At 72.4% G+C, this 26572-nt stretch carries 19 protein-coding genes; 14 read left to right on the forward strand and 5 right to left on the reverse strand.

What is annotated here, in order from left to right; genetic code table 11:
• The first annotated feature begins 2 nt into the window (after positions 1-2).
• On the forward strand, positions 3-1616 hold the full coding sequence (locus ACFYL4_RS01505; RefSeq protein WP_357759122.1) for an ABC transporter permease subunit: 1614 nt from the start codon (positions 3-5) through the stop codon (positions 1614-1616).
• On the forward strand, positions 1613-2518 hold the full coding sequence (locus ACFYL4_RS01510; protein WP_357759120.1) for a sugar ABC transporter permease: 906 nt from the start codon (positions 1613-1615) through the stop codon (positions 2516-2518). The genes ACFYL4_RS01505 and ACFYL4_RS01510 overlap by 4 nt, the downstream gene beginning before the upstream one ends.
• A gap of 130 nt (positions 2519-2648) precedes the next feature.
• Here the strand turns inward: ACFYL4_RS01510 and lepA are convergent, their stop codons facing one another.
• Positions 2649-4490: a translation elongation factor 4 gene (lepA, locus tag ACFYL4_RS01515; RefSeq protein WP_357759117.1), complete on the reverse strand. Its 1842-nt coding sequence runs from the start codon at positions 4488-4490 to the stop codon at positions 2649-2651.
• A gap of 269 nt (positions 4491-4759) precedes the next feature.
• Between lepA and ACFYL4_RS01520 the strand changes: the two genes are divergently transcribed.
• From ACFYL4_RS01520 to holA, 5 genes are all read left to right on the forward strand, one after another.
• Positions 4760-5749 carry a hypothetical protein gene (locus tag ACFYL4_RS01520; protein WP_357759113.1) on the forward strand — a complete coding sequence of 330 codons (990 nt, stop codon included), beginning with the start codon at positions 4760-4762 and terminating at the stop codon, positions 5747-5749.
• Positions 5750-5995: 246 nt separating this feature from the next.
• Positions 5996-6265 (forward strand): 30S ribosomal protein S20, encoded by a 270-nt coding sequence (gene rpsT, locus ACFYL4_RS01525; protein ID WP_357759110.1) that lies wholly within the window; start codon positions 5996-5998, stop codon positions 6263-6265.
• A 139-nt stretch (positions 6266-6404) separates the two neighbouring features.
• The gene (locus ACFYL4_RS01530; protein ID WP_387515576.1) at positions 6405-7733 is read left to right on the forward strand and encodes a helix-hairpin-helix domain-containing protein; all 1329 of its coding nucleotides are present in this window, start codon (positions 6405-6407) and stop codon (positions 7731-7733) included.
• 5 nt (positions 7734-7738) lie between these two features.
• Complete coding sequence (locus ACFYL4_RS01535; protein WP_387515579.1) at positions 7739-10069, forward strand: ComEC/Rec2 family competence protein; 2331 nt, start codon at positions 7739-7741, stop codon at positions 10067-10069.
• Between the two features lie 88 nt (positions 10070-10157).
• Complete coding sequence (gene holA / locus ACFYL4_RS01540) at positions 10158-11120, forward strand: DNA polymerase III subunit delta (protein WP_387515581.1); 963 nt, start codon at positions 10158-10160, stop codon at positions 11118-11120.
• Positions 11121-11243: 123 nt separating this feature from the next.
• Here holA and ACFYL4_RS01545 read toward each other — a convergent pair whose 3' ends face one another.
• Positions 11244-12452 carry an amidohydrolase family protein gene (locus ACFYL4_RS01545; protein WP_387515583.1) on the reverse strand — a complete coding sequence of 403 codons (1209 nt, stop codon included), beginning with the start codon at positions 12450-12452 and terminating at the stop codon, positions 11244-11246.
• 446 nt (positions 12453-12898) lie between these two features.
• Positions 12899-14410: a GTPase HflX gene (gene hflX, locus ACFYL4_RS01550; RefSeq protein WP_357759097.1), complete on the reverse strand. Its 1512-nt coding sequence runs from the start codon at positions 14408-14410 to the stop codon at positions 12899-12901.
• Between the two features lie 336 nt (positions 14411-14746).
• On the opposite strand from hflX, the gene aceB reads away from it, so the two are divergent.
• The 6 genes from aceB (at position 14747) to ACFYL4_RS01580 (ending at position 23793) form a co-directional block, all read left to right on the forward strand.
• Positions 14747-16351, forward strand: a complete 1605-nt coding sequence (gene aceB / locus ACFYL4_RS01555) for a malate synthase A (protein ID WP_357759095.1) — start codon at positions 14747-14749, stop codon at positions 16349-16351.
• 191 nt (positions 16352-16542) lie between these two features.
• Complete coding sequence (locus ACFYL4_RS01560) at positions 16543-18027, forward strand: FAD-linked oxidase C-terminal domain-containing protein (RefSeq protein WP_387515586.1); 1485 nt, start codon at positions 16543-16545, stop codon at positions 18025-18027.
• Positions 18028-18089: 62 nt separating this feature from the next.
• On the forward strand, positions 18090-19322 hold the full coding sequence (locus ACFYL4_RS01565) for an FAD-binding oxidoreductase (protein ID WP_387515588.1): 1233 nt from the start codon (positions 18090-18092) through the stop codon (positions 19320-19322).
• Positions 19323-19400: 78 nt separating this feature from the next.
• A complete protein-coding gene (locus ACFYL4_RS01570) occupies positions 19401-20747 on the forward strand; it encodes a (Fe-S)-binding protein (RefSeq protein ID WP_387515590.1) in 1347 nt (448 codons plus the stop codon).
• A 301-nt stretch (positions 20748-21048) separates the two neighbouring features.
• On the forward strand, positions 21049-23124 hold the full coding sequence (locus ACFYL4_RS01575) for a hypothetical protein (protein ID WP_387515592.1): 2076 nt from the start codon (positions 21049-21051) through the stop codon (positions 23122-23124).
• A gap of 30 nt (positions 23125-23154) precedes the next feature.
• Positions 23155-23793, forward strand: a complete 639-nt coding sequence (locus ACFYL4_RS01580; RefSeq protein WP_387515594.1) for an ABC transporter ATP-binding protein — start codon at positions 23155-23157, stop codon at positions 23791-23793.
• 17 nt (positions 23794-23810) lie between these two features.
• Here the strand turns inward: ACFYL4_RS01580 and dapF are convergent, their stop codons facing one another.
• Positions 23811-24635: a diaminopimelate epimerase gene (dapF, locus tag ACFYL4_RS01585; protein WP_387515596.1), complete on the reverse strand. Its 825-nt coding sequence runs from the start codon at positions 24633-24635 to the stop codon at positions 23811-23813.
• A 138-nt stretch (positions 24636-24773) separates the two neighbouring features.
• Between dapF and miaA the strand changes: the two genes are divergently transcribed.
• Positions 24774-25766, forward strand: a complete 993-nt coding sequence (miaA, locus tag ACFYL4_RS01590; protein ID WP_357759076.1) for a tRNA (adenosine(37)-N6)-dimethylallyltransferase MiaA — start codon at positions 24774-24776, stop codon at positions 25764-25766.
• Positions 25767-25778: 12 nt separating this feature from the next.
• Here the strand turns inward: miaA and ACFYL4_RS01595 are convergent, their stop codons facing one another.
• Positions 25779-26459 carry a hypothetical protein gene (locus ACFYL4_RS01595; protein WP_387515599.1) on the reverse strand — a complete coding sequence of 227 codons (681 nt, stop codon included), beginning with the start codon at positions 26457-26459 and terminating at the stop codon, positions 25779-25781.
• Positions 26460-26572: the final 113 nt, after the last annotated feature.

Here is a 26572-nt window from a genome sequence, read left to right on the forward strand (position 1 = left end):
AGGTGGCCGCTTCCAGCCACGACAGCGCGGGCGCCCCCTCCCGGGCGCCCGCCCGTCCGCCGCTGCCCGGCGGGCGCTTCGCCGCCAGGGGGTCGACCGTCGGCCAGCTCGTCAAGATCGCCCTGCTCAGCGTGTTCACCGCCTTCGGCGTGTGGGCGGCCCTGCCCCTGTACGTGGCGGGCAACTGGTGGGGCATCGCCCTGGTCGCCGCGGTGGTCGGCCTGGTCTACTACGTCTACCTGTCCAAGCGCACCGTCCCGGCCAAGTACCTGGTCCCGGGCGTGGTGTTCCTGTTGGCGTTCCAGATCCTGCCGGTGCTCTACACGATGAGCACCTCCGTGACCAACCTCAGCGACGGACACCGGGGCGACAAGGCACGGGCGATCTCGGCCATCGAGGCGTTCTCGGTGACCCGCGACCCCGACTCCCCCGAGTACGTGCTCACCGTCGCCACCACGGGCGACCCCGACACCGGTGAGCTGGCGTTCCTGCTCACCGACGCCGAGGGTCACACCTACGTGGGCACCGAGGACGGTCTGGGCGACCTCGGCGGCGCCGACGTCGACGCGGCGGGGAAGGTGACCGACGCGTTCGGGTACACGATCCTCACCCCCGCCGAGGTGAACGCGCGCAGCGACGAGCTCCAGGAGTTCGCGGTTCCCACCGGCGACGGTTCGGGAATCCGTTCCAGCGGGCTGTCCAGCGCGTTCGAGGGCGGCGCGGTCCGCGTCTACGACCAGGACTGCGACTGCGTCACCGACTCCGAGACCGGCCAGGTCTACACCGCCGACAACGAACGCGGCGCCTTCTACAACGAGGACGGACAGCGGCTGGCGCAGGGCTGGCAGGTCAACGTGGGCCTCGACAACTTCGCCCGCTTCCTGTTCAACCCGACCTTCGCCGGTTCGTTCTTCGGCATCCTGCTGTGGAACCTGGTGTTCGCGGTGGCCGTCACCGGGCTCGTGTTCGTGGTGGGCCTGGGGATCGCCCTGACCCTGCACGTGCCGCGCATGCGCGGACGGGTGCTCTACCGCGTGCTGGTGATCCTGCCCTACGCGATGAGCTCGCTGGCCATGTACCTGCTGTGGCGGGACATGTTCAACACCGACTTCGGCCTGTTCAACCGGATGCTCGGGCTCCAGGTCGACTGGCTGGGCGACGTGTGGACCGCCAGGGCCGCCGTCATCCTCGCCAACGTGTGGCTGGGCTACCCGTACATGTTCCTGGTGGCCACCGGTGCGCTACAGGCCATCCCGCGCGAGCTGGGGCAGGCGGCGCAGATCGACGGCGCGGGCCCCTGGCAGGCCTTCCGGCACGTCACCCTGCCGTTGCTGATGGTCGCCATGACCCCGATCCTCATCGCCACGTTCGCTTTCAACTTCAACAACTTCAACGCGGTGTGGCTGATCACCAGGGGCGGACCGTTCTCGCCGGACAACCCGACGGCGGGCGGCACGGACCTGCTCATCACCTACACCTACCGGCTCGCCTTCAACGAGGCCACGGCCCAGTACGGGTACGCGGCGGCGCTCTCGGTGATGATCTTCCTGATCGTCTCCGTGATCTCCGTGGTCAGCCTCGGTCGGAGCAAGGCCCTCAAGGAGGTGGACCGATGACGGTCGGTGTGACCGAAGCGGCGCGCGCGACCCACACCCGGAGCGCGGGGACCCGGTTCGCCCTGTGGGCGCGCCGCCTGGGATGGCGGCACGCGGTCATGGTGGTGGTCGTGGCCTTCGCGATCTTTCCGGTGCTGTTCGTGGTCTCGGCCGCGCTCAACCCCCTGGGCACCCTGAGCAGCGCGCAGCTGTGGCCGACCGGGGCGAGCCTGGCCAACGCGCAGGACCTGTTCCGGAACACGCCGTTCACCACCTGGTACGCGAACTCGCTGTTCTTCGCGCTCACCAACGCCGCGGTGACGGTGCTGCTCTCGGCCCTGGCCGCCTACACCTTCAGCCGGATGCGGTTCAAGGGACGCCGGGTGGGCCTGATCGGCCTGCTCATCATCCAGATGTTCCCGCAGTTCCTGGCGATCGTGGCCATCTACCTGATGTTCTCCACCATCGGCGAGCTCTACCCCGCGATCGGCTTCGACACCCGGTGGGGTCTGCTGCTCGTGTACCTGGGCGGCGCACTGAGCATCAACACGTGGCTCATGAAGGGCTTCTTCGACACGGTGCCCAAGGAGCTGGACGAGTCGGCGCAGATCGACGGAGCCACCCACGCGCAGGTGTTCTTCCGGATCATGCTGCCGCTGGTGACCCCGGTGCTGGCGATCGTGGCACTGCTGGTGTTCATCTCCACCATCAACGAGTTCCTCATGGCCAGCGTGTTCCTGCGGGACACCGACGCCAAGACGCTGGGCCTGGGCCTCTACCAACTGGTCGCCTCACAGCGCAACGCCAACTTCGGCATGTTCGCCGTGGGGGCGCTGATGCTGTCCCTGCCCACGCTGATCGTGTTCTGGTTCCTCCAGCGCTACATCAGCGAGGGCCTGACCGCGGGCGCCGTCAAGGGGTAGGACGGTCCGCCCGGCGGACACCGCGTGTGCGGTCGCACGGCACACGAGAGGAGGGGCGCTCCCTGACGGGGGCGCCCCTCCTTCGTCGGGTCACGGCCCGGTCGGCGTTCGTACCGACCGGGGCCGCCCCCTACTTCTTCTTCTTGTCCTCGGCGACGCTGGAGTCGGTGGACAGCGCCGAGATGAAGGCCTCCTGGGGCACCTCGACCCGGCCGACCATCTTCATCCGCTTCTTGCCCTCCTTCTGCTTCTCCAGCAGCTTGCGCTTACGGCTGATGTCGCCGCCGTAGCACTTGGAGAGCACGTCCTTGCGGATGGCGCGGATGTTCTCGCGGGCGATGACCCGGGCGCCGATGGCGGCCTGGACCGGCACCTCGAACTGCTGCCTCGGGATGAGCTCGCGCAGCTTCTTCGTCATCTCGACGCCGTAGGCGTACGCCTTCTCCTTGTGGACGATCGCGGAGAACGCGTCCACGGGCTCGCCCTGGAGGAGGATGTCCACCTTGACCAGATCGGCCCGCTGCTCGCCGATGGGCTCGTAGTCCAGGGAGGCGTACCCCTTGGTACGGGACTTGAGGGCGTCGAAGAAGTCGAAGACGATCTCGGCCATGGGGAGCGTGTACCGCATCTCCACGCGGTCCTCGGACAGGTAGTCCATGCCCTGGAGCTCGCCGCGGCGGTCCTGGCACAGCTCCATGATCTGGCCGATGTGGTCCGAGGGGCTCAGGACCGTGGCCTTGACCATCGGCTCGTAGATGCCGTCGACCTTGCCCGTGGGGAACTCGCTGGGGTTGGTCACCACGTGCTCGGCGCCGTCCTCCATCTCCACCCGGTAGATCACGTTGGGCGCGGTGGAGATGAGGTCGAGGTTGAACTCGCGCTCCAGGCGGGCCCGGGTGATCTCCAGGTGCAGCAGGCCGAGGAAGCCGCAGCGGAAGCCGAAGCCCAGCGCGGCGGAGGTCTCCGGCTCGAAGGCCAGGGCCGCGTCGTTGAGCTGGAGCTTCTCCAGGGCGTCGCGCAGCACCGGGTAGTCGGTGCCCTCGATCGGGTACAGGCCCGAGAACACCATGGGCTTGGGTTCCTGGTACCCGCCGAGCATCTCCGTGGCGGGCTTGGCCAGGGAGGTGATGGTGTCACCCACCTTGGACTGGCGCACGTCCTTCACACCGGTGATGATGTAGCCGACCTCGCCCACGCCCAGGCCCGCGCTCTTGGTGGGCTCGGGCGAGCTGACGCCGATCTCCAGGATCTCGTGGGAGGCCTTGGTGGACATCATCTGGATGCGCTCGCGTGGGCTGAGGTAGCCGTCCACGACCCGCACGTAGGTGACCACGCCGCGGTAGGTGTCGTAGACCGAGTCGAAGATCATCGCGCGGGCCGGGGCGTCGGCCACGCCGACCGGCGCCGGGATCTGGTTGACGATCTCGTTGAGCAGGTCCTCGACGCCCTCGCCGGTCTTGGCGCTGACCTTGAGCACGTCGGAGGCCTCGCAGCCGATGATCCCGGCCAGCTCCTCAGCGTACTTCTCGGGCTGCGCGGCGGGCAGGTCGATCTTGTTCAGGACCGGGATGATCGTGAGGTCGTTCTCCAGCGCCATGTAGAGGTTGGCGAGGGTCTGGGCCTCGATGCCCTGCGCGGCGTCGACGAGCAGGATCGCGCCCTCACAGGCGGCCAGGGAGCGCGACACCTCGTAGGTGAAGTCGACGTGGCCCGGGGTGTCGATGAGGTCGAGCGTGTAGGTCTGGTCGTCCACCGCGGTGAACGGGATGCGCACGGCCTGCGACTTGATGGTGATGCCGCGCTCGCGCTCGATGTCCATGCGGTCCAGGTACTGGGCGCGCATCTGACGGTCCTCGACGACGCCGGTGATCTGGAGCATCCGGTCGGCCAGCGTCGACTTGCCATGGTCGATGTGCGCGATGATGCAGAAGTTGCGGATCAGCGCAGGATCGGTCCAGTTCGGCTGTGCCACCGTGCTCCGTTCACAGGGTTGGGTGTGGGTCGTCGTGCGCCCGGGGAGGCGCCGCCCCGCCGGGCTCTCGGTGATGGGAGGACCATCCGGCCACGGCATCGTCCATCATCCCACGGCGCCGAGACCGTCCTCACCGGATACGTCCGGTGGGGATACGGCAGTATGGGCGCGAGCGCGGGACCTGGGACCAGATTATGCGACCCGGGACCGGGAACGGGCGACGCGGGTGCCGAGCGACGAGGGCGCCGGACGAGAGCGGGTGGCGCAGGGTGAAGTGGCTTCTGAAGCGGTTGCTGGCCGGTGTGGCGGCGGTCCTGGTCGTGGTGGTGGGCGCGGGAGCGCTGCTGGTCTACCAGTTCGCGGGGTCTCCGGAGGAGTGGGCCGCCTCCCAGGGGGCGGACGCGGCCTGGGTGGGCTCGTGGGAGGACACCCGGTCGCTGGAGGGGCTGCTCGACACCGGCTCCGTGAGCACCCTGTACGTGTACGCGGGCGAGGTGGACGCGGCCGGCGGGGTGGAACGCACGCCCGACACGGCCGCGCTGCTGTCCTGGCTGGACGCGAACTTCCCCGACGTGGAGGCCCTCGCCTGGCTGCGGCACGTGGAGTCGGGGTCCTCCCTCATCAGGGACCGGTTCGACTCCGCCGCTCGTGAGGCCCTGGCCCCGGCCGTCGCCGAGGTGGGCGCGGACGGGTTCGACGGGGTGCACCTGGAGGTGCGTCCGGTGACGGTGAACGACCCGTCCCTGCCCGCGCTCGTGGAACTGGTGCGCGAGGAGCTGGACGAGGACTCCGTGCTGTCCGTGCAGGCCCACCACGTGGAGCTGGTGCCGGGCGGCCGGGTGCCATCCTTCGTCGCGGGCGGTGAGGAGAAGTACTGGTCCAAGGGCTACCTGGACCGGGTGACGGAGCACGCCGACCAGGTGGTGCTGCCCGGGGTGGGCGCGAACATGCCCTCGGCCGGGCTGTACGGCGGCTTCATGGTGCGCCAGGTGACCGAGGCGGTGACGGCGCTGCGCACGCGCGAGGACGTCACCGTACGGTTCGGGGTGCCGACCTACACCAGCCGGACGTGGGGCCCGGCGACCGGGAACGAGACCGCGCTGACCGCGCTCGCCGCCGTGCGACTGGGGATGTCGCGTGTGGAGGAGGTTCCCGAGACCATGACCCTGGGGGTTTCCCTGTACCTGGTGGACGAGGCCGAGGAGGGCGACCTGACCGCCTACCGGACGGCGTGGCTGTCCCCGGTGGACCGGGAGTGAGGCCGTGTGGTGACCGGGCCCACGGGCCCGAAGGCGCGGGTCGTCCCCCCGGGGTCCCGAGTGGTCCGCCCGGTGCGGCATACTGAGAAGTCCGTGTCTCGGACTTCCACGTTCGAATTTGAGCCCTGTGGACTCACACACACCCTGCGTCGGCGCCCACGCAGGCCTCTCATGGAACGGCTGCCCATGGGATGAGCCGCCTGTTCGACCGACGCGAAGATCACAGTAACTGGAGCACGTTTTCGCATGGCGAACATCAAGTCGCAGAAGAAGCGCATTCGGCAGAACGAGAAGGCTCGTGTCCGCAACCAGGCGGTGCGCTCTTCCCTGAAGACGGCCGTTCGGAAGTTCCGCGAAGCTGCCGAGGCCGGGAACGTCGAGCAGGCCACCGTCGCGCAGCGTGACGCCGCTCGCGCCCTGGACAAGGCCAGCAGCAAGGGCGTCATCCACAAGAACCAGGCCGCGAACCGCAAGAGCGCGATCGCCAAGCGCCTGCACGACCTGCAGTCCGCCTAGGACCCAGGTACACGGCTTCTGAGGGGCCCGGTCCGTGGGACCGGGCCCTTCGCCGTGCCCGGGGGAGGCCCGCGGCCCGGTTGTCCACAGGCGGGGATCGCCCGGTGACAGACGGTCCCGACCTGCCTAGCGTTGAACCATGGCCCCTTCGCGCCGGTCACGGCGTACTCCCGCCCCGCCCGACCCCGAGGAACGGCTGCGCACGCTCGGCCTGGACTCCGTTCCCGGCCCGGTGGACCCGGGCGGCCGGTCGTGGTCGCCCTCCGATCCCGTGGCCGCCCTGCCCCGGCCGCCCTACGCGGTCGGCGCGGACGGGGAACCCCCGCCCTCCCGGGCTGCCGGTCACGATCCGGGGCCGCACCGGCGTTCCCCGTCCCCGCCGGGCCCGTTGTGGGAGGGGTGGTCCGGGGCGGCCCCGGACACCGGGGAGGACGATCCGGCGTCCGCGTCCACCGTTCCGACCTCCCCGGCCGGGGCACCGGACGGTGCGAGGGCCCCCTCCCCCGCCTCGCGGGGCGGACCTCCCGGGCGGGTGAGCCGTCCTGGGGCTCCGGCGGCGCGGAGCTCTCACGACGGCGCGCGCCCGAGTGTCCGCGACGGCTCGACCGGGCGCCCCCGGCTCCCGACCCACGGCCGGAACGGGTCCCCCACCGAGCCCGAGCCCGGCTCCGCGCGCACTGGCCACGACGACACCGACCACGTCCGCAAGGGGCGTGGGGGGCCGCCCGGGCCCACCGAGCCGGAGCCGGTCCGGCCGCCCTCCGGGTACACGGAGCTGGCGCCCGAGTCTGCCGTCTCCGCCCTGGAGCGCGTCGCCGCCAGCTGGGGCTCGCGGACGGCGTTGTCCCGGCGCGCCGTGGCGGCCCTGGCGGTGCTGGGCGCGCTCGCCGTGGTGGGCGCCCTCCTGTTCCTGCGGGAGCGGCCCGCCGAGGTGACCGTGTCCGCGCCGGAGGGCGGGGGCGCGCCCGCCGGGGCCTCGGCTCCGCCCTCGCCGGCCGACGGCGCCGAGGCCGTGCCCGTGCCCGACGGAGAGGCCGTGCCCGAGGGCGACGTGGTGGTGCACGTGGGCGGCGAGGTGGCCGAGCCCGGCCTGTACACGATGCCCGGGGGGTCGCGTGTGGCTGACGCCGTCGAGGAGGCGGGCGGTGCGCTGCCCGACGCCGACCTGGACCTGGTCAACCTGGCCCGGCCGTTGACCGACGGGGAACGCGTCCTCGTGGGCGTCCCGCCGCCGGAGGGCGAGGCGCAGGCCGGTGCCGGGGGCGGCCCGGCACCGGTCGACCTCAACCGCGCCGACCAGTCCGCCCTGGAGACCCTGCCCGGGATCGGTGAGAAGAAGGCTCGGCAGATCCTCGCCCACCGCGAGGCCCTCGGCGGCTCCTTCGGTAGCGTCGAGGACCTGTTGGGGGTCGACGGCATCGCGGAGAAGACCTTCCGCACCCTCGAACCCCACGTGACGGTGGGGTGAGCGCCGTGGCCAGCTGGCTGGGGACCGACGCCCACGGCATGGACCGTCCGCCCGATCTGCGGCTGCTCCTGCCCGCCGTCGCCGCCTGGCTGGCGGCGCTCGGCGCCCTGGCCCTGCCTCCGTGGCTGTCCTGGTTCCTGGCGGGGGTGCTGGGCTGCGCGGCCCTGGCCGCGCTCACGGTGACCCGTCCCGCCCTGGAGGCCCCGGTGCTGGCGGTGGTCGCCGCACTGGCCTGCGCGGCGACGGTGGCGGCCGTGACCGGTACCCACGTGCACCGGACGGCGTCCAGCGCCGCCGTGGCGGCGGTGGAGCACGACGGTGAGACGACCTTCCGAGCGGTGGTCTCCACCGACCCCCGCGCCCGGGCGGGGATGCCGCGCCCCGGCCGCGCGGCATGGGTGGTGCCGGCGCGTACCGCGTGGGTGCGGGTGGAGGGGGCGGAGCGGGCGTCGCGGGCCCCGGTGGTGGTGCTGGCCTCCGGCCCCGGCTGGTCGGAGCTGTTGCCCGGTCAGTCCTTCGAGGCCCGGGGCTCGTTCCTGGCCACGGACGCCGACCCGTTGACGGCCTCGCTGGTCCTCGTGCGCGGTCCCCCTGAGCGGGTGGAGCCGCCCGGAGGGCTCCAGGCGTTTGCGGGCGGGGTCCGGTCCGGTCTGCGGGAGGCCTCCTCGGGGCTGCCCCAACCGGAGCGGGGGCTGCTCCCGGCACTGATCGTCGGCGACGTGTCGTCGTTGCCGGAACGGACCGCCGAGGACTTCCGCGCCACCGGGATGACCCACCTGCTGACGGTGAGCGGCGCCAACCTCGCGATCCTGACCGGGTTCGTGCTGGGGCTGGCGCGATGGGCGCGGGCTCCCGCCTGGTGCGCCGTGCTGGGCGGGGCCCTGATGATCTGGGTGTTCGTCCTGGTCTGCCGCCCGGAACCCAGTGTGGTGCGGGCGGCGTTCATGGGGTCGTTGGGCCTGTGGGCGCTCGCTGCGGGGCGGGAGCACGCCGGGTTGCGGGCCCTGTGCGTCACGGTGGTGGGGGTGCTGTTCGTGGCGCCGGGACTGGCCGCCTCCTACGGGTTCGCGCTGTCGGTGCTGGCCACGGCGGGCATCCTGCTGCTCGTACCGGGGTGGACCCGGGTGTGGTCGGCGCGCTGGCCCCGCCCGGTCGCCGAGGCCCTGGCGGTCGCGGTGGCGGCCCAGGTGGCGGTGGCCCCGGTGCTGGTGCTGCTGTCCGGTGAGGTGTCGTGGGTGGCGGTCCCGGCCAACGTCCTGGCCGCGCCGGTGGTGGCGGTGGTGACGGTGGCGGGTTCGGCGTTGACCGCGCTGGCCTCGGTGTGGCCCGGCGCCGCCGCGTTCCTGGCGCCCCTGCCCGGATGGGGGGTGTCCTGGATCGCCCTGGTGGCGCGGGTCGGGGCGGGCGTCCCGTTCGGCGCCCTGCCCTGGCGGTCGGACGTGGCGGGTGCCCTGGTGCTGGCCGTGGTGCTGTCGGTGTTCCTGGTGACCCGCGGCCTGGTCCGCCGGGTGCTCGCCGCCGGGGCCGTGGCGGTGCTGGTCCTGGGTTTGGCGGCCCGCTGCGTACCGGGCGGGTGGCCTCCGCCGGGGTGGGCGCTGGTCGCCTGCGACGTGGGCCAGGGTGACGCGTTCGTGCTGTCGGCGGGGCGCGGGGAGGCGGTGGTCTTCGACACGGGGGACGACCCGGACCTGGTGGACGCCTGCCTGGGGCGCCTGGGAGTGCGCGGGGTCGCGCTGCTGGTCCTGAGCCACGACCACGCCGACCACGTCGACGGCGTACCCGGGGTGCTGCGGCACCGGAGGGTCGCGGTCGCGCTGGCCCCGCCGGGGTTCGGTCAGGGCGCGGTGGGGCGGCTGCTGGAGGAGGAGGGGGTGCGACTGGAGGAGGGCGAGCGGGGGCGACGGTACCGGGCGGGTCCGTGGCTACTGCGGGTGCTCTGGCCCACCAGCGGGTTCGTGGGTTCGGTGAACGACTCCTCACTGGTGGTGCGCGCGGACGGACCGCACATGTCGGTGCTGTTCACCGGGGACGTCGAGGAGCAGGGCCAGGAGGCCCTGCTGCGCGAGCCGGAACCGGAGCTGTTGTCGGTGACCGTGCTGACCACGCCCCACCACGGGGCGAACACGCAGTCCACGGCCTTCCTGACCGCCACCGGCGCGACGGTGGCGGTCACCTCGGCGGGCAGGGGGAACGCCTACGGACACCCGACCCCGTTCACGGTGGGTGTGCTGGAGGGGGTGGTGCGGGCGCACGCGCGGACCGACCTCGACGGTGACGTCGCCGTCCTGGGCGACCCGGTGCGGGTGGCCGTCCGGGGTCCGGGGCCCGATCCGTAGCGTCTGGGAGCGGGCCCCGCCGGGTCGGGCGGCCGCGGCGGGGGTGATCGGGCACCGGTTGGTCGGCGGGGCGTGGCATCCTCGTTGTATGCCTGCACCCGCCCTCATCACGCTCATCGTCGGCGACGAGGAGCTCCTCGTCGACCGGGCCGTGGCCGCCGTCGTCGCCTCGGCCCGCGAGGAGGACCCCGAGGTGGACGTCCACGACCTCGTGCCCTCCCAGGTCGGCCCGACCACCCTGGTGGAGGTCACCTCCCCCTCGCTCTTCGGCGACCGCCGGGTGGTGGTGATCCGCTCTTCCCAGGACCTGGTCAAGGACCTCGCGGCAACCGTCACGGACTACCTCCGTGCCCCCGCCGACGACGTGTTCATGGTGCTCACCCACGCGGGCGGGGCCAAGGGCAAGGCGCTGCTCCAGGCCGCGGTGAAGGCGGGGGCCCTGAGGGTGGACTGCAAGGGGCCCACGAAGGGGACCGAGCGGGTCGCCTTCGTCAAGGGCGAGTTCTCCTCCGCAGGACGGCAGATCACCTCCGACGCCGCCCAGGCACTGGTGGACGCCGTCGGTACCGAGCTGCGCGAGATCGCCGCCGCCTGCACCCAGTTGATCGCCGACACCCAGGGCCGGGTGGACGCGGCGGCGGTGGCCCGCTACCACTCCGGCAAGGCGGAGGCCTCCGGATTCAGCGTCGCCGACCGGGCCGTGGAGGGGCGTCTGGCCGAGGCCCTGGAACAGCTGCGGTGGTCGCTCGCGGTGGGTACCGCACCGGTGCTCATCAACAGCGCGCTGGCCGGGGCGGTACGCGGGATCGCGGTGGCCGCCCAGCCGCCGCGCGGCATGAACGAGGCCGAACTGGCCAAACGGGCCAAGGTGCCCCCGTGGAAGCTGCGGACCCTGCGCCAGCAGGCCCGGGGATGGAGCGCGGCCGGGTTGACCCGGGCCATGGCGGTCATCGCGGAGACCGACGCGCTGATCAAGGGCGCCGGACGCGACCCCGAGTACGCGCTGGAGCGCGCGGTGATCGAGATCGCCCGCGCCCGGGGCGCCCGCTGACCGGAAGACCACCACACCTCCCAGCACGCGTGTGCCGGAGAGAGGGAGTTCCACGACGGGCGCCGACCCGGGGATGGGCGCCTCCCGGAACGCGCGTGGTGCGGTCGCTCCGCCGGGGCGACCTCAGCGGATGGTGCGGCCGCCCTGCCACACGCGCAGGGTGTGCAGGCCCATGGACCACGCGAAGGCGCCCTCGTGGTCGGCGTCCCACTGCACGAGGTCGGCCAGCATGCCCGGGGCGAGCATGCCCCGGTCGTTGAGGCCCAGGGCGTGCGCGCTACCCGCGGTGGCCGCGTTGAGGGCTTCCTGCACGGTCATCTCGAACATGGACACGGCCAGGGAGATGACCAACGGCATGGACGTGGTACCGGACTGCCCGGGGTTGTGGTCGGTGCCCAGGCCCACGGGGACGCCGTGGTCGAGCAGCGCGCGCACCGGCGGGGTGCGGCGTTCGTGCAGGGCGGTGGTGGGACAGGCCACGACGGGCGTGCGGGTGGCCGCCAACGCCAACAGGTCCTCGTCGTCGGCCTCGTGCAGGAGGTCCACCGAGGAGCAGCCGAGCTCGGCCGCCATCCGGACCGCTCCGTGGCGGGGCCGTGAGCAGGCGTGCAGCGTGGTGCGCAGGCCCACCGACTGGCCCACCCCCAGGAGCATGTGGGCGTCCTCGGTGGTGAACTGCTGGTTGTCGCAGTAGACGTCCACCCCGTCGGCTCCGGCCATGGCGGCGTCGCTGAGCCAGGAGGCGGCGGTGGCCACGTACTCCTTGGGGCGGCCGAAGAACTCCGGCGGGACGCCGTGCGCGGGGAAGAAGGTGACGTGCAGCCGGGGCATGCCGGGCTCCTCCTCCAGGGAGCGCAGCAGGCGCACGTCGGCGAGCTCGCCGTCCCGGGTGAGGTGGTAGCCGGTCTTGGCCTCCACGGTGGTGCTGCCGGAGAGCACCCAGTGCCGCAGGCGTTCCCGTACGGCGTTGCACAGCGTCCAGGGGTCGGTCCCCCGGGTGATGGTGACGGTCGTGGACACCCCGCCCCCGGCGGCGAAGATGTCGGCTCGGGTCGCGCCCTTGGCCCACATGTTGACCTCGGCGTAGCGGTCGCCCGCGTAGACGGGGTGGCAGTGGGCGTCGACCAGTCCGGGGGTGATGAGTCCGCCGCCGATGTTGACGACCTCGTCGACGTCGGTGAGGTCCTCCATCACCCCGGGGATGCGCTGGGGGAGCTCCGCGGCCGGGCCGACCCAGGCGATCCGGTCGTTGTCCATGAGGAGGGCGGCCTTGGTGAGCAGCTCGTTCCCGGTCCACAGGCGACCGATGTTGGTGAGGAGTACTACCGTCATGGGGGTCGCCGGTCAGTTCCGCGGCGACACACGCGGAGCGGGGACGTGGCGTGCGCGGGCGGGCATGGCGACCTCGTATCTGGATGCGATTCCGACAGGGCCGAGGGCGACCCGGAGTCGCCTCGCGGTGCCGTGACAGTGGGGGTGCGCGTTGGCCCGGGGGGACAGCGATCACTGCCGGCCAGTGCTCCAAAACCGTAGTCCATCCCCGGAGTCCGTGTACACCTCTCCAGGCGGACGAATGCGAGCGTTACCGAGCGAAACTCGCAAGCCCGCAGGGTGACGAAGGCCACCCGACCTCCCGAACTGCCCGTCCTTGCCGTGTGCGGCGTTCGGGGACGGTTCTCGTGAACGCGAGGTCCGGCCCGCTGCCGCCGGGAGAGGGGGCCCGAACACACGGCGGCCGGGACGTCGCGTGGACGTCCCGGCCGGGTGGTCGCCTGGCCTCAGGCGTTGCTGGGCGTGTACTCGTCGAGCTTGGCGGCGAGCAGCGCGGGGACGAAGGCGTGCAGCGCCGTCCCCTCGGCCGTGTGCTCCTCGCTCAGGATGCGGCCCTCCTCGTGGGCCCTGGCGATGAGGTCGCCCCGCGAGTACGGGACGAGCGCACGCACCTCCTTGGCGAGCTCGGGGAGCGCGTCGGCCAGCGCGGTGACCAGATCGGGCACCCCCTCGCCGGTGCGCGCGGAGACCTCGACCAGGTCGGGGTAGCGGGTGCGCAGCGTCCTGAGGGTATCGGGGTCGGCGGCGTCGACCTTGTTCACCACGATGAGCTCGGGCACGTCGACGGCCTCGATCTCGGCGAACACCTCGCGGACCGCGCTGATCTGCTGTTCGGGGTCGGGGTGCGAGCCGTCGACCACGTGCAGGATCAGGTCGGAGTCGGCGACCTCCTCCAGGGTGGAGCGGAACGCCTCCACCAGCTGGTGCGGCAGGTGCCGGACGAAGCCGACGGTGTCGCTCAGGGTGAAGCCCCGGCCGTCGGGCGTGCGTGCCTGGCGGACGGTCGGGTCGAGGGTGGCGAACAGGGCGTTCTCCACCAGGACCCCGGCACCGGTGAGCCGGTTGAGCAGGCTCGACTTGCCTGCGTTGGTGTACCCGGCGATCGCCACCGAGGGCACCTCGCGGGTACGCCGGACGTCCTTCTTGACATCGCGCGCGGTACGCATGTGGGCGAGCTGACGGCGCAGCTTGGCCATCTTGTCGTTGATGCGTCGGCGGTCGGTCTCGATCTTGGTCTCACCGGGTCCGCGCAGTCCCACGCCGCCGCCCGCGCCGCCACCGCCGGAGCCGCCGGCCTGTCGGGACAGTGAGTCGCCCCAACCGCGCAGGCGCGGCAGCAGGTAGTTGAGCTGGGCGAGTTCGACCTGGGCCTTGCCCTCGCTGCTGCTGGCGTGCTGGGCGAAGATGTCGAGGATCAGGGCGGTGCGGTCGACCACCTTGACCTTGACGACCTCCTCCAGTTGGCGCAGCTGGCCCGGGGTGAGTTCGCCGTCGCAGATGACGGTGTCGGCACCGGTGGCCTCGACGATGTCGCGCAGTTCGGCGGCCTTGCCCTTGCCGACGTAGGTGGCGGGGTCGGGCTTGGACCGGCGCTGGGTGAGTCCTTCGAGGACGAGGGCGCCCGCCGTCTCGGCGAGTGCGGCCAGCTCGGTCAGCGAGTTGTCGGCGTCGGTCTGGTTGCCCCTGGTCCAGACGCCGATGAGCACGACGCGTTCGAGCCGGAGCTTACGGTTCTCGACCTCGGTGACGTCGGTGAGCTCGGTGGACAGGCCCTGGACGCGGCGGAGCGCGTGCCGTTCGGCCAGTTCCATCTCGCCCTGGTCGGGCGCGTGGCCCTGGTCCTCGTGGTGGTCACCGCCGGTGGCGGCGCCACCGGTGGTGCTCTCCTCACGGAGGTCGTCCGCGCCGTGGGCCCCGTGGCCCGCGCGGTCGCTTCCGTGGGTGTCAGCTGTATTCATATCCCTCCAGGTGGGTCAACGCGTACGCCGCCGTCGTTCTTCCCGGAGCGGGTGGGCGGCCCCGTGGCCACGATGCTCGCACCTCCGCTCGGGCGGGGCATCCGAATTATCGCAGGGAACGTGACACAGGCCATGTCTCGACTCGGGCGCGTGAGACGCTGGGAGTAGATCGGACACTCAAGAAGCGCAGATCTTTCGGGGAAAGTTTGGGCATACTTCCGAGACGATGAAGATCTCCACTGATCAAGCGTGTGAGTGACGTTGACCGCTCGACATCAAGATAGTAGCTTCATTTCCACATCCCAGAAGCTTGTTTCGTATTGCGGAAGGTTCTCCATGGGCGCCACGCACGGGGTCGAGATCACCGGCCCCCTCAACGATCGGTTCGACGAGATCCTCACCGAGGACGCCCTCGCCCTCGTCGCCGAACTGCACCGCACCTTCGAACCGCGCCGCCAGGAGCTGCTGGCCGCGCGCCGGACCCGCGAGGAGCGGATCGCCGCCGGTGAGGACCTCGACTTCCTCCCCGAGACCAGGCACATCCGCGAGGACGACAGCTGGAGGGTCGCCCCGGCCGCGCCCGGCATCACCGACCGCCGCGTCGAGATCACCGGTCCCACCGACCGCAAGATGACGATCAACGCGCTCAACTCGGGCGCGAAGGTGTGGCTGGCCGACTTCGAGGACGCCAACACCCCGCTGTGGGAGAACATGATCCAGGGGCAGCTCAACCTGCGCGACGCCCTGGACCGCGAGATCGACTTCACCTCCCCCCAGGGCAAGACCTACGCCCTCAAGGACGACTCCGAGCTGGCCACGATCGTGGTCCGCCCGCGCGGCTGGCACCTCGACGAGAAGCACGTCCTCGTCGACGGCCAGCGCACCAGCGGCGGCATCGTCGACTTCGCGCTCTACCTCTTCCACAGCGCCAAGCGCCAGATCGCCAAGGGCCGGGGGCCCTACTTCTACCTGCCGAAGATGCAGAGCCACCTGGAGGCGCGCCTCTGGAACGACGTCTTCGTGCTGGCCCAGGAGCGCCTGGAGATCCCGCGCGGCACCATCCGCGCCACCTGCCTGATCGAGACCATCCCGGCCGCGTTCGAGATGGAGGAGATCCTGTACGAGCTCCGCGAGCACTCCGCGGGCCTCAACGCGGGCCGCTGGGACTACCTCTTCAGCATCATCAAGACCCACCGCACCCGCGGCCGCGCGTTCCTGCTGCCCGAGCGCAACGCCGTCACGATGACCGCCCCGATGATGCGTGCCTACACCGAGCTGCTGGTCAAGACCTGCCACAAGCGCGGCGCCCACGCCATCGGCGGCATGGCCGCCTTCATCCCGTCCCGCAGGGACGAGGAGGTCAACCGGAACGCCTTCGCCAAGGTCCGTGACGACAAGTCCCGTGAGTCCGGCGACGGTTTCGACGGCTCCTGGGTCGCCCACCCCGACCTGGTCCCGATCGCCCGCGAGGTCTTCGACGGCGTCCTGGGCGACCGCCCCAACCAGATCGACAAGCAGCGCCCCGACGTCGAGGTGACCGCCGCCGACCTGCTCGCCGTGGATCAGACCCCGGGCGGCGTCACGCTCGCCGGTCTGCGCAGCAACGTCAACGTCGCCCTCCAGTACCTGGCGGCGTGGATGGGCGGCAACGGCGCGGTGGCGATCCACAACCTCATGGAGGACGCCGCCACCGCCGAGATCTCCCGGTCCCAGATCTGGCAGTGGCTGCACAACGACGTCACCCTGGACGGCGGCGAGAAGGTCACCGCCGAGCTGGTGCGCCAGATCATCGGCGAGGAGCTGACCGCGATCCGCGAGTCCCTGGGCGACGGCTTCGACGAGGGCCTGTACAAGCAGGCCAGTGAGCTCTTCACCGAGGTGGCCCTGGACGACGACTACGTCGACTTCCTGACCCTGCCCGCCTACGAGCGCATGCCGTAGCGGCCCGGGGCCCGTCCGGGCCGGCCTCCCCGGCGGCCCGGCGGAACCCCACCGGTTCCACACAACGAAATATCGTTTCCACCGTGCCCCCTTGCCTCGGCAGGGGGCGCGGTCGTACGGTCCCCTTGCGAGACCGCAGAAGGAGGACACCGCCCCCCGCCGGGTCCTCCGGACGGAACCGGGAGGCGCCCATGACCACGCCCGTACAGCGCACCACCGAGGTGTTGGCCGCCCTGACGCCCCGGCTGCGCGAGATCTGCGGTGACGACGGGGTCCTCACCGACCCCTCCCAACGCCGCGTCTACGAGAGCGACGGCCTCACCCACCACCGTGCCACCCCCGGTGTGGTGGTCATGCCGACCACCACCGAACAGATCGCGGCCGTCGTCCGGCTCTGCGCCGAACACGGCGTCCCGTTCGTCCCGCGCGGTGCGGGCACCGGCCTCTCGGCCGGTGCGCTCCCCCACTCCGAGGGCGTCCTGCTGGTCACCTCCCGTATGCGACGCGTGCTGGAGATCGACGTCGACAACGAGTGCGCGGTGGTCGAACCGGGCGTGGCCAACCTCGACGTGACCCGGGCCGCCAGCCCCTTCGGGTACTACTACGCGCCCGATCCCTCCAGCCAGCAGGTGTGCTCCGTGGGCGGCAACGTCGCGGAGAACTCGGGCGGTGCGCACTGCCTCAAGTACGGGTTCACCGTCAACCACGTGCGCGGCCTCCAGATCGTCACCCCCTCCGGCGAGGTCGTCGAGCTCGGCGGAAAGGCCCCCGGGGCGCACGGGTACGACCTCATCGGTGCGTTCGTCGGTTCCGAGGGCACCCTGGGCGTGGCCACACGGGTCACGGTGTCCCTGACCCGGAGCCCCGAGCGGACCGTCACCCTGCTGTCGGCGTTCACCTCACTGGACGCGGGCGGTCGGGCGGTGAGCGCGATCATCGCCGCCGGGGTGCTGCCCTCCGCGATCGAGATGATGGACGCGCTGGCCGTCGAGGCCGCCGAACGCGCCGTGGCCTGCGCCTACCCCGAGGGGGCGGCCGCCGTACTGGTGGTGGAACTGGACGGCCCCGCCGAGGAGGTCGACGCCCAGCTGGAACGCGTCACGGCGCTGTGCGCGGACGCCGGGTCCTTCGAGACCCGAGCGGCCAGCGGTGCCGAGGAACGGGCCCTGATCTGGAAGGGCCGCAAGTCGGCCTTCGCCGCGGTGGGCCGGATCAGCCCCGCCTACATCGTCCAGGACGGAGTGGTGCCGCGCACCGCCCTGGGTGAGGTGCTGGGCCGGATCGCCGCCCTGTCGCGGGAGTCCGGCATCCGGGTGGCCAACGTCTTCCACGCCGGGGACGGCAACCTGCACCCGCTCGTGTTGTTCGACGACGCCGAGCCCGGTGAGGCCGAGCGCGCCGAACGGGTGTCGGGGGCGATCCTGGACCTGTGCGTGGAGTACGGCGGGTCGATCACCGGCGAACACGGGGTGGGTGTGGACAAGGCGTGCAAGATGCCCCGGATGTTCGACGACGCCGCCCTGGAGACCTTCGACCTCTTCCGGCGGGCCCTCGACCCGGAGGGGATCGCCAACCCGGAGAAGCTGTTGCCCACACCGCGCCTGTGCGGTGAGCGTCCCGGGGTGCGCACCGGGGTCCACCCCCTGGTGGAGTCCGGCGCGGCCGAACAGTTCTGAACCGGTCGGGCGCGGGCCGACCGGTGGTACGGGAGCGACGACGAGGGCTGGGAGGGCCGAGGGTGACACCGAACCTGGATGTCGAGGGCTGTTCGCTACGGGAGGCGACGGAGCGGGACGCCGTGTGCGGCGTGCGCCCGGGGCGGGTGGCGGCGCCGTCCGACACCGACGCCCTCGCACGGGTGATGGCGGCGGCGCACCGGAGCGGGCTCACGGTGACCCCGCGCGGCGGCGGCACCGCCCTGGACTGGGGCGGGACGCCGCGCTCGGTGGATCTGCTGGTGGACGTCGCGGCGCTCTCCTGGATCGACCACGACGCCGGTGACCTGGTGGTGGAGGTCGGCGCGGGCACCCCGGTGGCCGACCTGTACGCGGCGCTGGCCTCGGCGGGCCAGCGGTTGTCCTTCGACCCGGTCCGGCGGGGCGGCACGGTGGGCGGCGCCGTGGCCACCGGGGTGAGCGGGCCGCGTCGCCTGCTGTGCGGCGCCCTGCGCGACCTCGTGATCGGGATGACGGTGGTGCGCTCGGACGGGGTGGTGGCCCGCAGCGGCGGGCGCGTGGTCAAGAACGTGGCCGGATACGACCTGGCCAAGCTGCACACCGGCGGGTACGGAACCCTCGGCGTGGTCGCTTCGGTGGCCTTCCGCCTGCACCCCCTGCCCGAGGCGTTGTGCCTGGTGAGCGCGCGGGTGTCCTCCCGATCGCGGGCCGAGGAGGCCCTGGCCTCGTTGCGGGCTACCTCCGTGGTGCCCTCGGCCGTGGAACTGGACTGGCCCGCCGAGGGCCCCGGACGGCTGGACGTGGTGGTGGAGGGGACCCCCGCCGGGTTGCAGGCACGCGCGGGGAGGACGGTGCGGGCCCTGGCGGAGTCCGGCGCCGACGGCCCGCCCACCGTCTCAGAGGAGGTGCCCGGGGACTGGGGGCTGTTGCCCGAGGAGGGCACCCTGGCCCTGGTCACAGTGCCCCCGGCGGAGAGCGTGGCGGCCGCATGCCGGGTGGTGGAGGTGTCCGGAGCGGTGGGCGCGAGCGCCCACGTGCGCGGCTCGGCGGCCACCGGTTCCCTGGTGGTGTCCTTCCCGCCCGGTACCGACCCCGAACGGGTCCGGCTCGCGGTGGACGGCGTGCGCTCGGAAACCGCGTATCCGCTGGTGCTCCTGCGCTCCGAACCGGACGTGCGGGCCAGCGGTGTCAGTCCGTGGGGCGAGGTCCCCGGGCTGGGCCTGATGCGCGCGGTCAAGGACGCGCTCGACCCCGGACACCGCCTGTCACCCGGCCGCTTCGCCGGGGGCATCTGACCTCGGTCCGACCTCGGTGCCCATCGCCTGGGCGCCGACCGGACCGCCGCCCCGTACGCACCGACCCAGGGAGCCCGCGTGACCGACCTACCGTCCCCGCCCAGTGGTGGCCCCGAGGAGAGGGAGCGGCTCTTCGGTGAGCTGCTGAGCGACTGCGTGCACTGCGGGTTCTGCCTGCCCACCTGCCCCACGAACGTGCTGTGGGGCCAGGAAATGGACTCCCCGCGCGGGCGCATCCACCTCATGGGCCAGGCGCACGAGGAGGACGTGCTCACCCCTACGGCGGTCGGCCACTTCGACAACTGCCTGGGGTGCCTGGCGTGTGTGACCTCGTGCCCGTCCGGGGTGGCCTACGACGCCCTGATCGAGCACACCCGGTACCGGGTCGAGGAGGAGCACCGGCGCACACCGGGCGAGCGCGCGCTGCGCGGCGCGGTGTTCTCGCTGTTCCCGTACCGGGGGCGGCTGCGGGCCCTGCGCGGTCCGCTGCGCGCCTACCAGGCCAGTGGTGTCTCGGCCCTGGTCCGCCGATCCGGAGTCCTGGACCGGCTCTCACCGGCGCTGGCCACGATGGAGCGGATCGCCCCGCCGCTCTCGGCTGCCCCACCTCCGCTGCCCGAACTCGTTCCCGCGGTGGGCGGGCGGCGCGCCCGGGTGGGCATGCTCGTGGGGTGCGTGCAGGGCGCGTTCTTCCCCGAGGTCAACACCGCCACCGCCCGCGTTCTGGCCCTGGAGGGGTGTGAGGTGGTGATCCCGCGTTCCCAGGGGTGCTGCGGGGCGCTGTCGGGGCACGCGGGTCGGCTCGCCGAGGCGGCGGGCTTCGCCAAGGACCTGGTCGAGGTGTTCGAGGCCCGGCAGGTGGAACGGGTCGTGGTGAACTCGGCCGGGTGCGGGTCGGGTATGAAGCACGTCGAGCGCACGCTCGCGGAGGCGGGCGCCGGTCCGGCCTGGGTGGAGCGGGCCCGCGCGTTCTCCGCGAAGGTGGTGGACCTGAGTGAGTACCTGGTGGAACTCGGGCCGCGCGCCGAACGCCGACCGGTGCCGCTGCGCGTGGCCTACCACGACGCCTGCCACCTGTCCCACGGCCAGGGCGTGACCCGGCAGCCTCGCGAGCTGCTGCGGGGCGTCCCGGGGTTGGAGGTGGTCGACCTGCCCAACGCGGAGATCTGCTGCGGCTCGGCGGGCGTGTACAACCTGTTCCGTCCGGAGACCGCGGCCGCGCTGGGCGACCGCAAGGGCGCGGACGTGGCCGCCACGGGGGCCGGGGTGCTGGTGTCGGGCAACCCGGGGTGCGCGCTCCAGATCGCGTCGGCGATGGAGCGCGCGGGGGAGCCGACGAGGGTGGCCCACACCGCGCAGATCCTGGACGCCTCCCTGCGCGGTCTGGGAGCGGAGCCGTTCACCGGAGTTCGCGAAAAGGCGTGAACCGGGGGCGGAGCGGGCGGCGATAGGGGTGTGGAGAGCACCGATCGCCGCCTTTGCTTTGGGAGGGCACCGCTCTGCGCACGGGATCGCGTCGGGACGCATCGGGCGAACCCCCGGAGTGGTCCGAAAACGAGAACGGGATCAGGTATTCACGCGCGTGCGCCACGGCGAGCGCGCTCCCTGACGCGCCTGAACCCACCGCCCGCCCACACGCACACCACGCCTCACCTCCACCCCCCTTCCGACTCACCAGCTGCGGCCCGCCGGTGCCGACACCGGCGGGCCCCCGACAGGAACGTTCGTGCCCAACAGAACCCTCTCCTTCGCCTACACGGCCTGTGCCCTGTTCGCCGTCCTCATCGCCTACCTCCTCGCCATCGGAGTCGAACGCCTCCAGTACACGCTGGAGGACACGCGCGTCGTGTGGATCTCCGAGAACGACGAGAGCAGCGACGCCGCCGAGGTCGCGGCCGCCGTGCAGCGGGTCGCCGAGGACCACGACACCGTGATCGGCTACGGGGTCCTCGACGTGAACGACCCGTACTCGGTGAGCCACCTCTACCTGGCGCTGCCCGACTCCCCCACCCCCCAGGCGCGGTGGTTAGAGGAGGGCTATCCCGGCTTCGACCCGGGATTCACCGTCCGGACCCACCCCCTGGCCGACTTCGAGGACGTGGGACCCAACGGCCACTACCTGGTCTTCGGTTCGTCGGAGACCGAGACGGCCCTGCGCGCCGAGCTCGCCGAACTCGGCCTGTACGAGGCCCCCGGGGTACAGACCACCCGGGCGTGGCACTTCTTCACGGGCGGACACCTGTTCCACCTGTCGGTGGTCGCCCTGCTCGCCGCCGTCACGGCGGCCGGAGCCGGGGTCCTGCTGGCCTCGAGGGACTACGGCGTGTGGCGCCTCCAGGGGCGTTCCTACCTCCGCGTCCTCGCGGCCGACCTGCTCAAGGTCGCCCGGCTGGCGGCGGTGGTGCTCCCCCTGGTCACCGCGGGCACGCTGGTGTTCCTCGGCCCGTACAACGGGTGGAACCAGCTCGGCCTGTTCTCTCTCATGGCCCTGGTCTTCCTCGGTCTGCTCACGGCCGCCTGTCTCCTGGCCCACGCCGCCGCGCTGGGCCTGGTGTACTCGACCAGCGTCCTGGCCTCCCTCAAAGGTCGTCTGCCGGTCCGCAGCACCTACGCCTGCGTCTACCTCGTCAGGCTCCCCGTCCTGGTGCTGACCCTGGTCGTCCTCGGCAACATCGTCACCGCCGCCCAGGGCCTACGGGACCAGCGGGTCCAGCTGGACCTGGCCGAGGCGCAGGGCGACACCTCGTTCCCCTCCCTGAGCGCCAACTACGGGTGGGCCGACGAGCAGGCCGTGGACGACGAGCTCGGCCCCTGGCTGCGCGAAGCCGACTCCCGGGGCGACATGGTGCTGGTCGTTCCCAGTGACACCGCCCTGCTCTCACCGCCGTCCCCGGACCTCCCGCCGACCCCCGGCTCCGAGCGGCCGCTCCTGTTCGTCAACGACACCTACCTGGGCGAGCAGGAGGTCCTCGCCCCCTCAGGGGAGCGGTACGGCCCGGGCGGGTCCGTGCGCGTCCTGGTCCCCGAAGGCGCCGCGGCGGACGTCGGGGCCGTCACCGCGGACGCCATCGGCTCCTGGCTGGACCTGCACGGCGGACCCGACCGGGCGCCCCGGACCGAGGTTCTTCCGCTGGCCGACGGGCAGACTCTGTACACCTACGCCGCCAAGGGCCTCGACTCCCCGAGGCCCCACCTGCCGCTGGTCCACGACGCCGTCGTGGTCGTCCTCCCCAACGCGGGGGTGCTCTCCGACAGCGCGTACGTCTCCTACATGACGACGCGTTCGACCGTCTTCCCGGACCCGGAGGTGGTGGAGGACCACCGGGAACGCGACCCCACCGCGTCGCGGTACATCGCCATGGTGGAGCCCCTCTCCACCAGTGCGCGCCACACCCACAGCCAGACCCTGACGGTCCTGCGCGGCGAGCTGTTCAACCTGGTCGGCGCGGCCGCCGTCCTCCTGCTCACCGGCATGGCCGCGTGCGTCATCCACGTGCGGTCCCGCGCCCAGGAGATCTTCGCCCGGCACATCTGCGGCTGGACCTTCCCGGCCACGCACCGGCGGCTCCTGCTCACCGAGGGGGCGATCACCCTGATATTCCTCGGTGGGGTCCTGTGGGACACGCTCTCCAGGATCGCCGCCGCCGCGAATCCGGCCACGGCGGGACTTCCGACGGCCGCGCCCACCGGGGCCGAGCCGCTCTACGCGCTCGGGATCGCCGCGGCCTGCCTGCTGGTCACCGTCACCGCGCTCGCCCTCTTCCACCGCCGTGTCGTCCGCGAGGGCGCCTCCCGGGCCTGAGGGCCTCGAACCGAAGACGCAAGGAAACCCATGATCACCCTGAACGACCTCGGCAAGTCCTTCGGCTCCCGCGTCCTGTGGGAGGGCCTGGACCTCACGGTAGAGCCGGGCCGCATGCTCGCACTGGTCGGTGCCAGCGGCTCGGGGAAGACCACCCTGCTCAACTGCATGGGCCTGTTGGACAAGCCCAGCTCCGGACGGATCGTGTTCGAGGGCACCGACGTCACCCGGCTCGGCCCGGGGCGCCAGCGCAGGTTCCGCCGCGACCACCTCGGCTACCTCTTCCAGAACTACGCCCTGATCGAGAACGCCACCGTCAGGGCCAACCTCGACGTGGCTCGGCGGCGCCGCACCCGCACCGAGCACGCGAGCGCGCTGTCCCGGGTGGGTCTGGCCGGGCGGGAGGCGGAGAAGGTACACCACCTGTCCGGCGGAGAGCAGCAGCGCGTGGCCCTGGCACGCCTCATGGTGAAGAGGCCCTCACTGGTCCTGGCCGACGAGCCGACCGGCGCCCTGGACGGGGACAACGCCGCGATGGTCGTGGACGTACTGCGCGAGATGAGCCGGGAGGGCTGCGCGGTGGTCGTCGCCACGCACAACGACACCGTCCGTGACGCCTGCGACGCCGCGTTCGACGTCTCGGCCGGGCGGGAGGCGACCGTGCGGTGAACGCCCGGGCGGTCCCGTCAGACCAGCACGGTCTCGCCCTCGGCGACGATCACGGCGGGGCCGCGCAGCCGGGCGCCCGAGGCGTCCAGGTAGACCACGCACTCACCGCCGGGGACGCGCACCCGCCACGTGGCGCCCTCGCCCTCGGGGGTGGCGGCAGCGGCGGCGGCGACGATGCCGGTGCCGCACGAACGGGTCTCTCCGGAGCCCCGTTCGTACACACGCATCTCCAGCACGCCGGGACCGACCTCGGAGAACACCTCGACGTTGGCTCCCTGGGGGAAGGCCTCGGTGTCCACCACGGGGGGTTCGGTCAGGTCGATCCCGGCCACGGGGGCGTCGACAGCGCAGGCCAGGTGCGGGTTGCCCACGGAGATGCGGGCACCGCGCACGACCTGTCGGGCGAGCTCGGCCGAGGAGGTGCCGAGCCGTTCGACCCGGCCCATGTCCACGGTGACGTCGCCGCCGGGCTCGATGACGACCCCCTTGGCGCCGTCACGGGTCCCGACCTCGAAACGGTCGCCGGCGGCCAGACCGGCGTGCCTCAGGTAGTGGGCGAAGACCCGCACCCCGTTGCCGCACATCTCGGCCACGCTGCCGTCCGAGTTGCGGTAGTCCATGAACCACTCGGTCCGTTCGGCGGTGCGGGCGGACGGGGCGAGGACCTCACCCAGTGCGCGCGTGCGCACCACCCGCAGGACACCGTCGGCCCCGATACCGGAGCGCCGGTCGCACAGCGACCGGACGGTCTCCTCCGTGAGCTGGAGCTCCCCGTCGGGGTCGGGGAGGATCACGAAGTCGTTCTCGGTTCCGTGGGCCTTGGCGAATCGCATGCCCGCCATCCTAGACGCGGGCGCGCGGGTCACCGAACGGACCGCACCGCGCCGGGGCCAGGGGCGTCCCGGGCCTGCCGCCCAACTCCCACCGATCTCTCACCCGCCCTGGCACCGGCGCGGTCCGGACGTGGTTACGCTGGGGGAATGATCAAGGTGATCGCGGTCGTGGGCCCGACCGCTGTGGGCAAGTCGGACCTGGCCGTCGATCTGGCGGAGTGGTTGGAGGAACGGACCGGGCGCCGGGGCGAGGTGATCAACGCCGACTCCATGCAGCTGTACCGGGGCATGGACATCGGCACCGCCAAGCTTGCCCCGGAGGAGCGCCGGGGCGTGCCCCACCACCTCCTGGACATCTGGGACGTGCACGAGCCCGCCGACGTCGCCACCTACCAGGCCCTCGCCCGCGAGCGGGTGGACGACTGCGCCGACCGCGACGTCATCCCCGTACTGGTGGGCGGTTCCGGTCTGTACGTGCGCGCCGTCCTGGACCACATGGAGTTCCCCGGCACCAACCCCCGGGTGCGCGCCCGTCTGGAGGGCGAGCTGGCCGACGTCGGGCCCGGGCTGATGCACGCCCGGCTCGCCGAGGCCGACCCCGAGGCGGCCCGCACCATCCTTCCGGGCAACGGACGGCGGATCGTCCGCGCCCTGGAGGTCATCGAACTGACGGGGCGACCGTTCACCGCGAACCTGCCCGACCACACCTCCTTCTACCCGTGCGTGCAGCTGGGGCTGACCGCCCCGCGCCCCGAACTCGACGAGCGGATCGACCTGCGGGTGGAGCGCATGTGGGAGCAGGGCCTGGTGGAGGAGGTCCGGGGCCTGGACGCGCGCGGGCTGCGCGAGGGCCGCACCGCCGCCAAGGCGCTCGGCTACGCGCAGGCGCTGGCCCAGCTGGACGGCGCGATCACCGAGTCGGAGGCCAAGGCCCAGACCGCGCAGGCCACACGCAGGTTCGCCCGGCGCCAGGAGTCGTGGTTCCGCCGCGACCCCCGGGTGCACTGGCTCCCCTATGACGCGCCGACCCTGCTGGAACGGGCGTTGACGCAGGTGGAGTCCGCGCTGTCGGGGCGCACCGAGGAGCCGGGTGAGGCGCTGGTGGACGTCGCCACGATGCTGCCGCACTCCCTGTCCTGAACCGCGGGCGGTTCAGGTCCAGGCTGCCACGAAGTACCCGACGCCGTAGGGGGCCTCGTAGGCGAGCAGCTCGCCGGTGAGGGAGGACCCCGCGGCGGCCCCGGCCAGGACCTGCCAGGCGGCGCGGCCCGCCACCATGAGGTCGCCGGCCAGCACGGGGTCGAGTGCGGCCAGCCGGGCGTGGTCGGCCGCGGCCAGCGCCTCGGCGACCGCGTCGTCGTGGGGGACGGCGCGGTCGTCCACGCGTCCGGGTGAGTGCTCGGTTCGGCGGGCGCTGCCGTCGCCCGTGACCAGGAGCGCGACCCGCTCCGCCGACCCGGCGATCTCGGCGCCGAGCACGGCGGCGCGCTCGGGAGCGGTGTCGGCGGGGACCTCCAGGTAGCCGTCGGGGGTGAGCCCGACCCGTTCGGCCAGCCAGCGCCCGGTCGTGGCCGCCACGTCGAGGACGGCGGGGGCCGGTCCGACCCCCAGGGCGAGGCCGAAGTCAGCGAGGTCGCCCCCGGCGTCCGGACCGAAGCGGCGTTCGGCGGGCCCCCGGCCCACGACCACGAGGCGTTCGGCGCGGGCGTCGCCGAGCCGGGCGACGGCGCGGTCGCAGGCGGCCCTGAGTCCGTCCAGGTCCGGTGCGGCTCCCTGGGCGATCTCCGGGAACAGCACGGGCGGGTGCGGGCACACTGCGGCGGCGATCAACACAAGGGCGAGGCTACCGCCCCCTCTCCCTCCCGGTCGGTACCCCTCCACCGCGCCGCGACCCGTTCCGGCCCCCGAAGGGCTTGTCCCCGAGCCCTCCCTGGCCTAGATTTGAC

The organism is Nocardiopsis sp. NPDC006938, assembly GCF_042869555.1.
GTDB lineage: Bacteria > Actinomycetota > Actinomycetes > Streptosporangiales > Streptosporangiaceae > Nocardiopsis.

Coding starts and splice junctions, on each gene's coding strand:
- ACFYL4_RS01510 (WP_357759120.1), top strand. CDS start 1,613: ATGACGGTCGGTGTGACCGAAGCGGCGCGCGCGACCCACACCCGGAGC.
- rpsT (WP_357759110.1), top strand. CDS start 5,996: ATGGCGAACATCAAGTCGCAGAAGAAGCGCATTCGGCAGAACGAGAAG.
- ACFYL4_RS01530 (WP_387515576.1), top strand. CDS start 6,405: ATGGCCCCTTCGCGCCGGTCACGGCGTACTCCCGCCCCGCCCGACCCC.
- holA (WP_387515581.1), top strand. CDS start 10,158: ATGCCTGCACCCGCCCTCATCACGCTCATCGTCGGCGACGAGGAGCTC.
- ACFYL4_RS01545 (WP_387515583.1), bottom strand. CDS start 12,452: ATGACGGTAGTACTCCTCACCAACATCGGTCGCCTGTGGACCGGGAAC.
- hflX (WP_357759097.1), bottom strand. CDS start 14,410: ATGAATACAGCTGACACCCACGGAAGCGACCGCGCGGGCCACGGGGCC.
- aceB (WP_357759095.1), top strand. CDS start 14,747: ATGGGCGCCACGCACGGGGTCGAGATCACCGGCCCCCTCAACGATCGG.
- ACFYL4_RS01560 (WP_387515586.1), top strand. CDS start 16,543: ATGACCACGCCCGTACAGCGCACCACCGAGGTGTTGGCCGCCCTGACG.
- ACFYL4_RS01580 (WP_387515594.1), top strand. CDS start 23,155: ATGATCACCCTGAACGACCTCGGCAAGTCCTTCGGCTCCCGCGTCCTG.
- dapF (WP_387515596.1), bottom strand. CDS start 24,635: ATGGCGGGCATGCGATTCGCCAAGGCCCACGGAACCGAGAACGACTTC.
- miaA (WP_357759076.1), top strand. CDS start 24,774: ATGATCAAGGTGATCGCGGTCGTGGGCCCGACCGCTGTGGGCAAGTCG.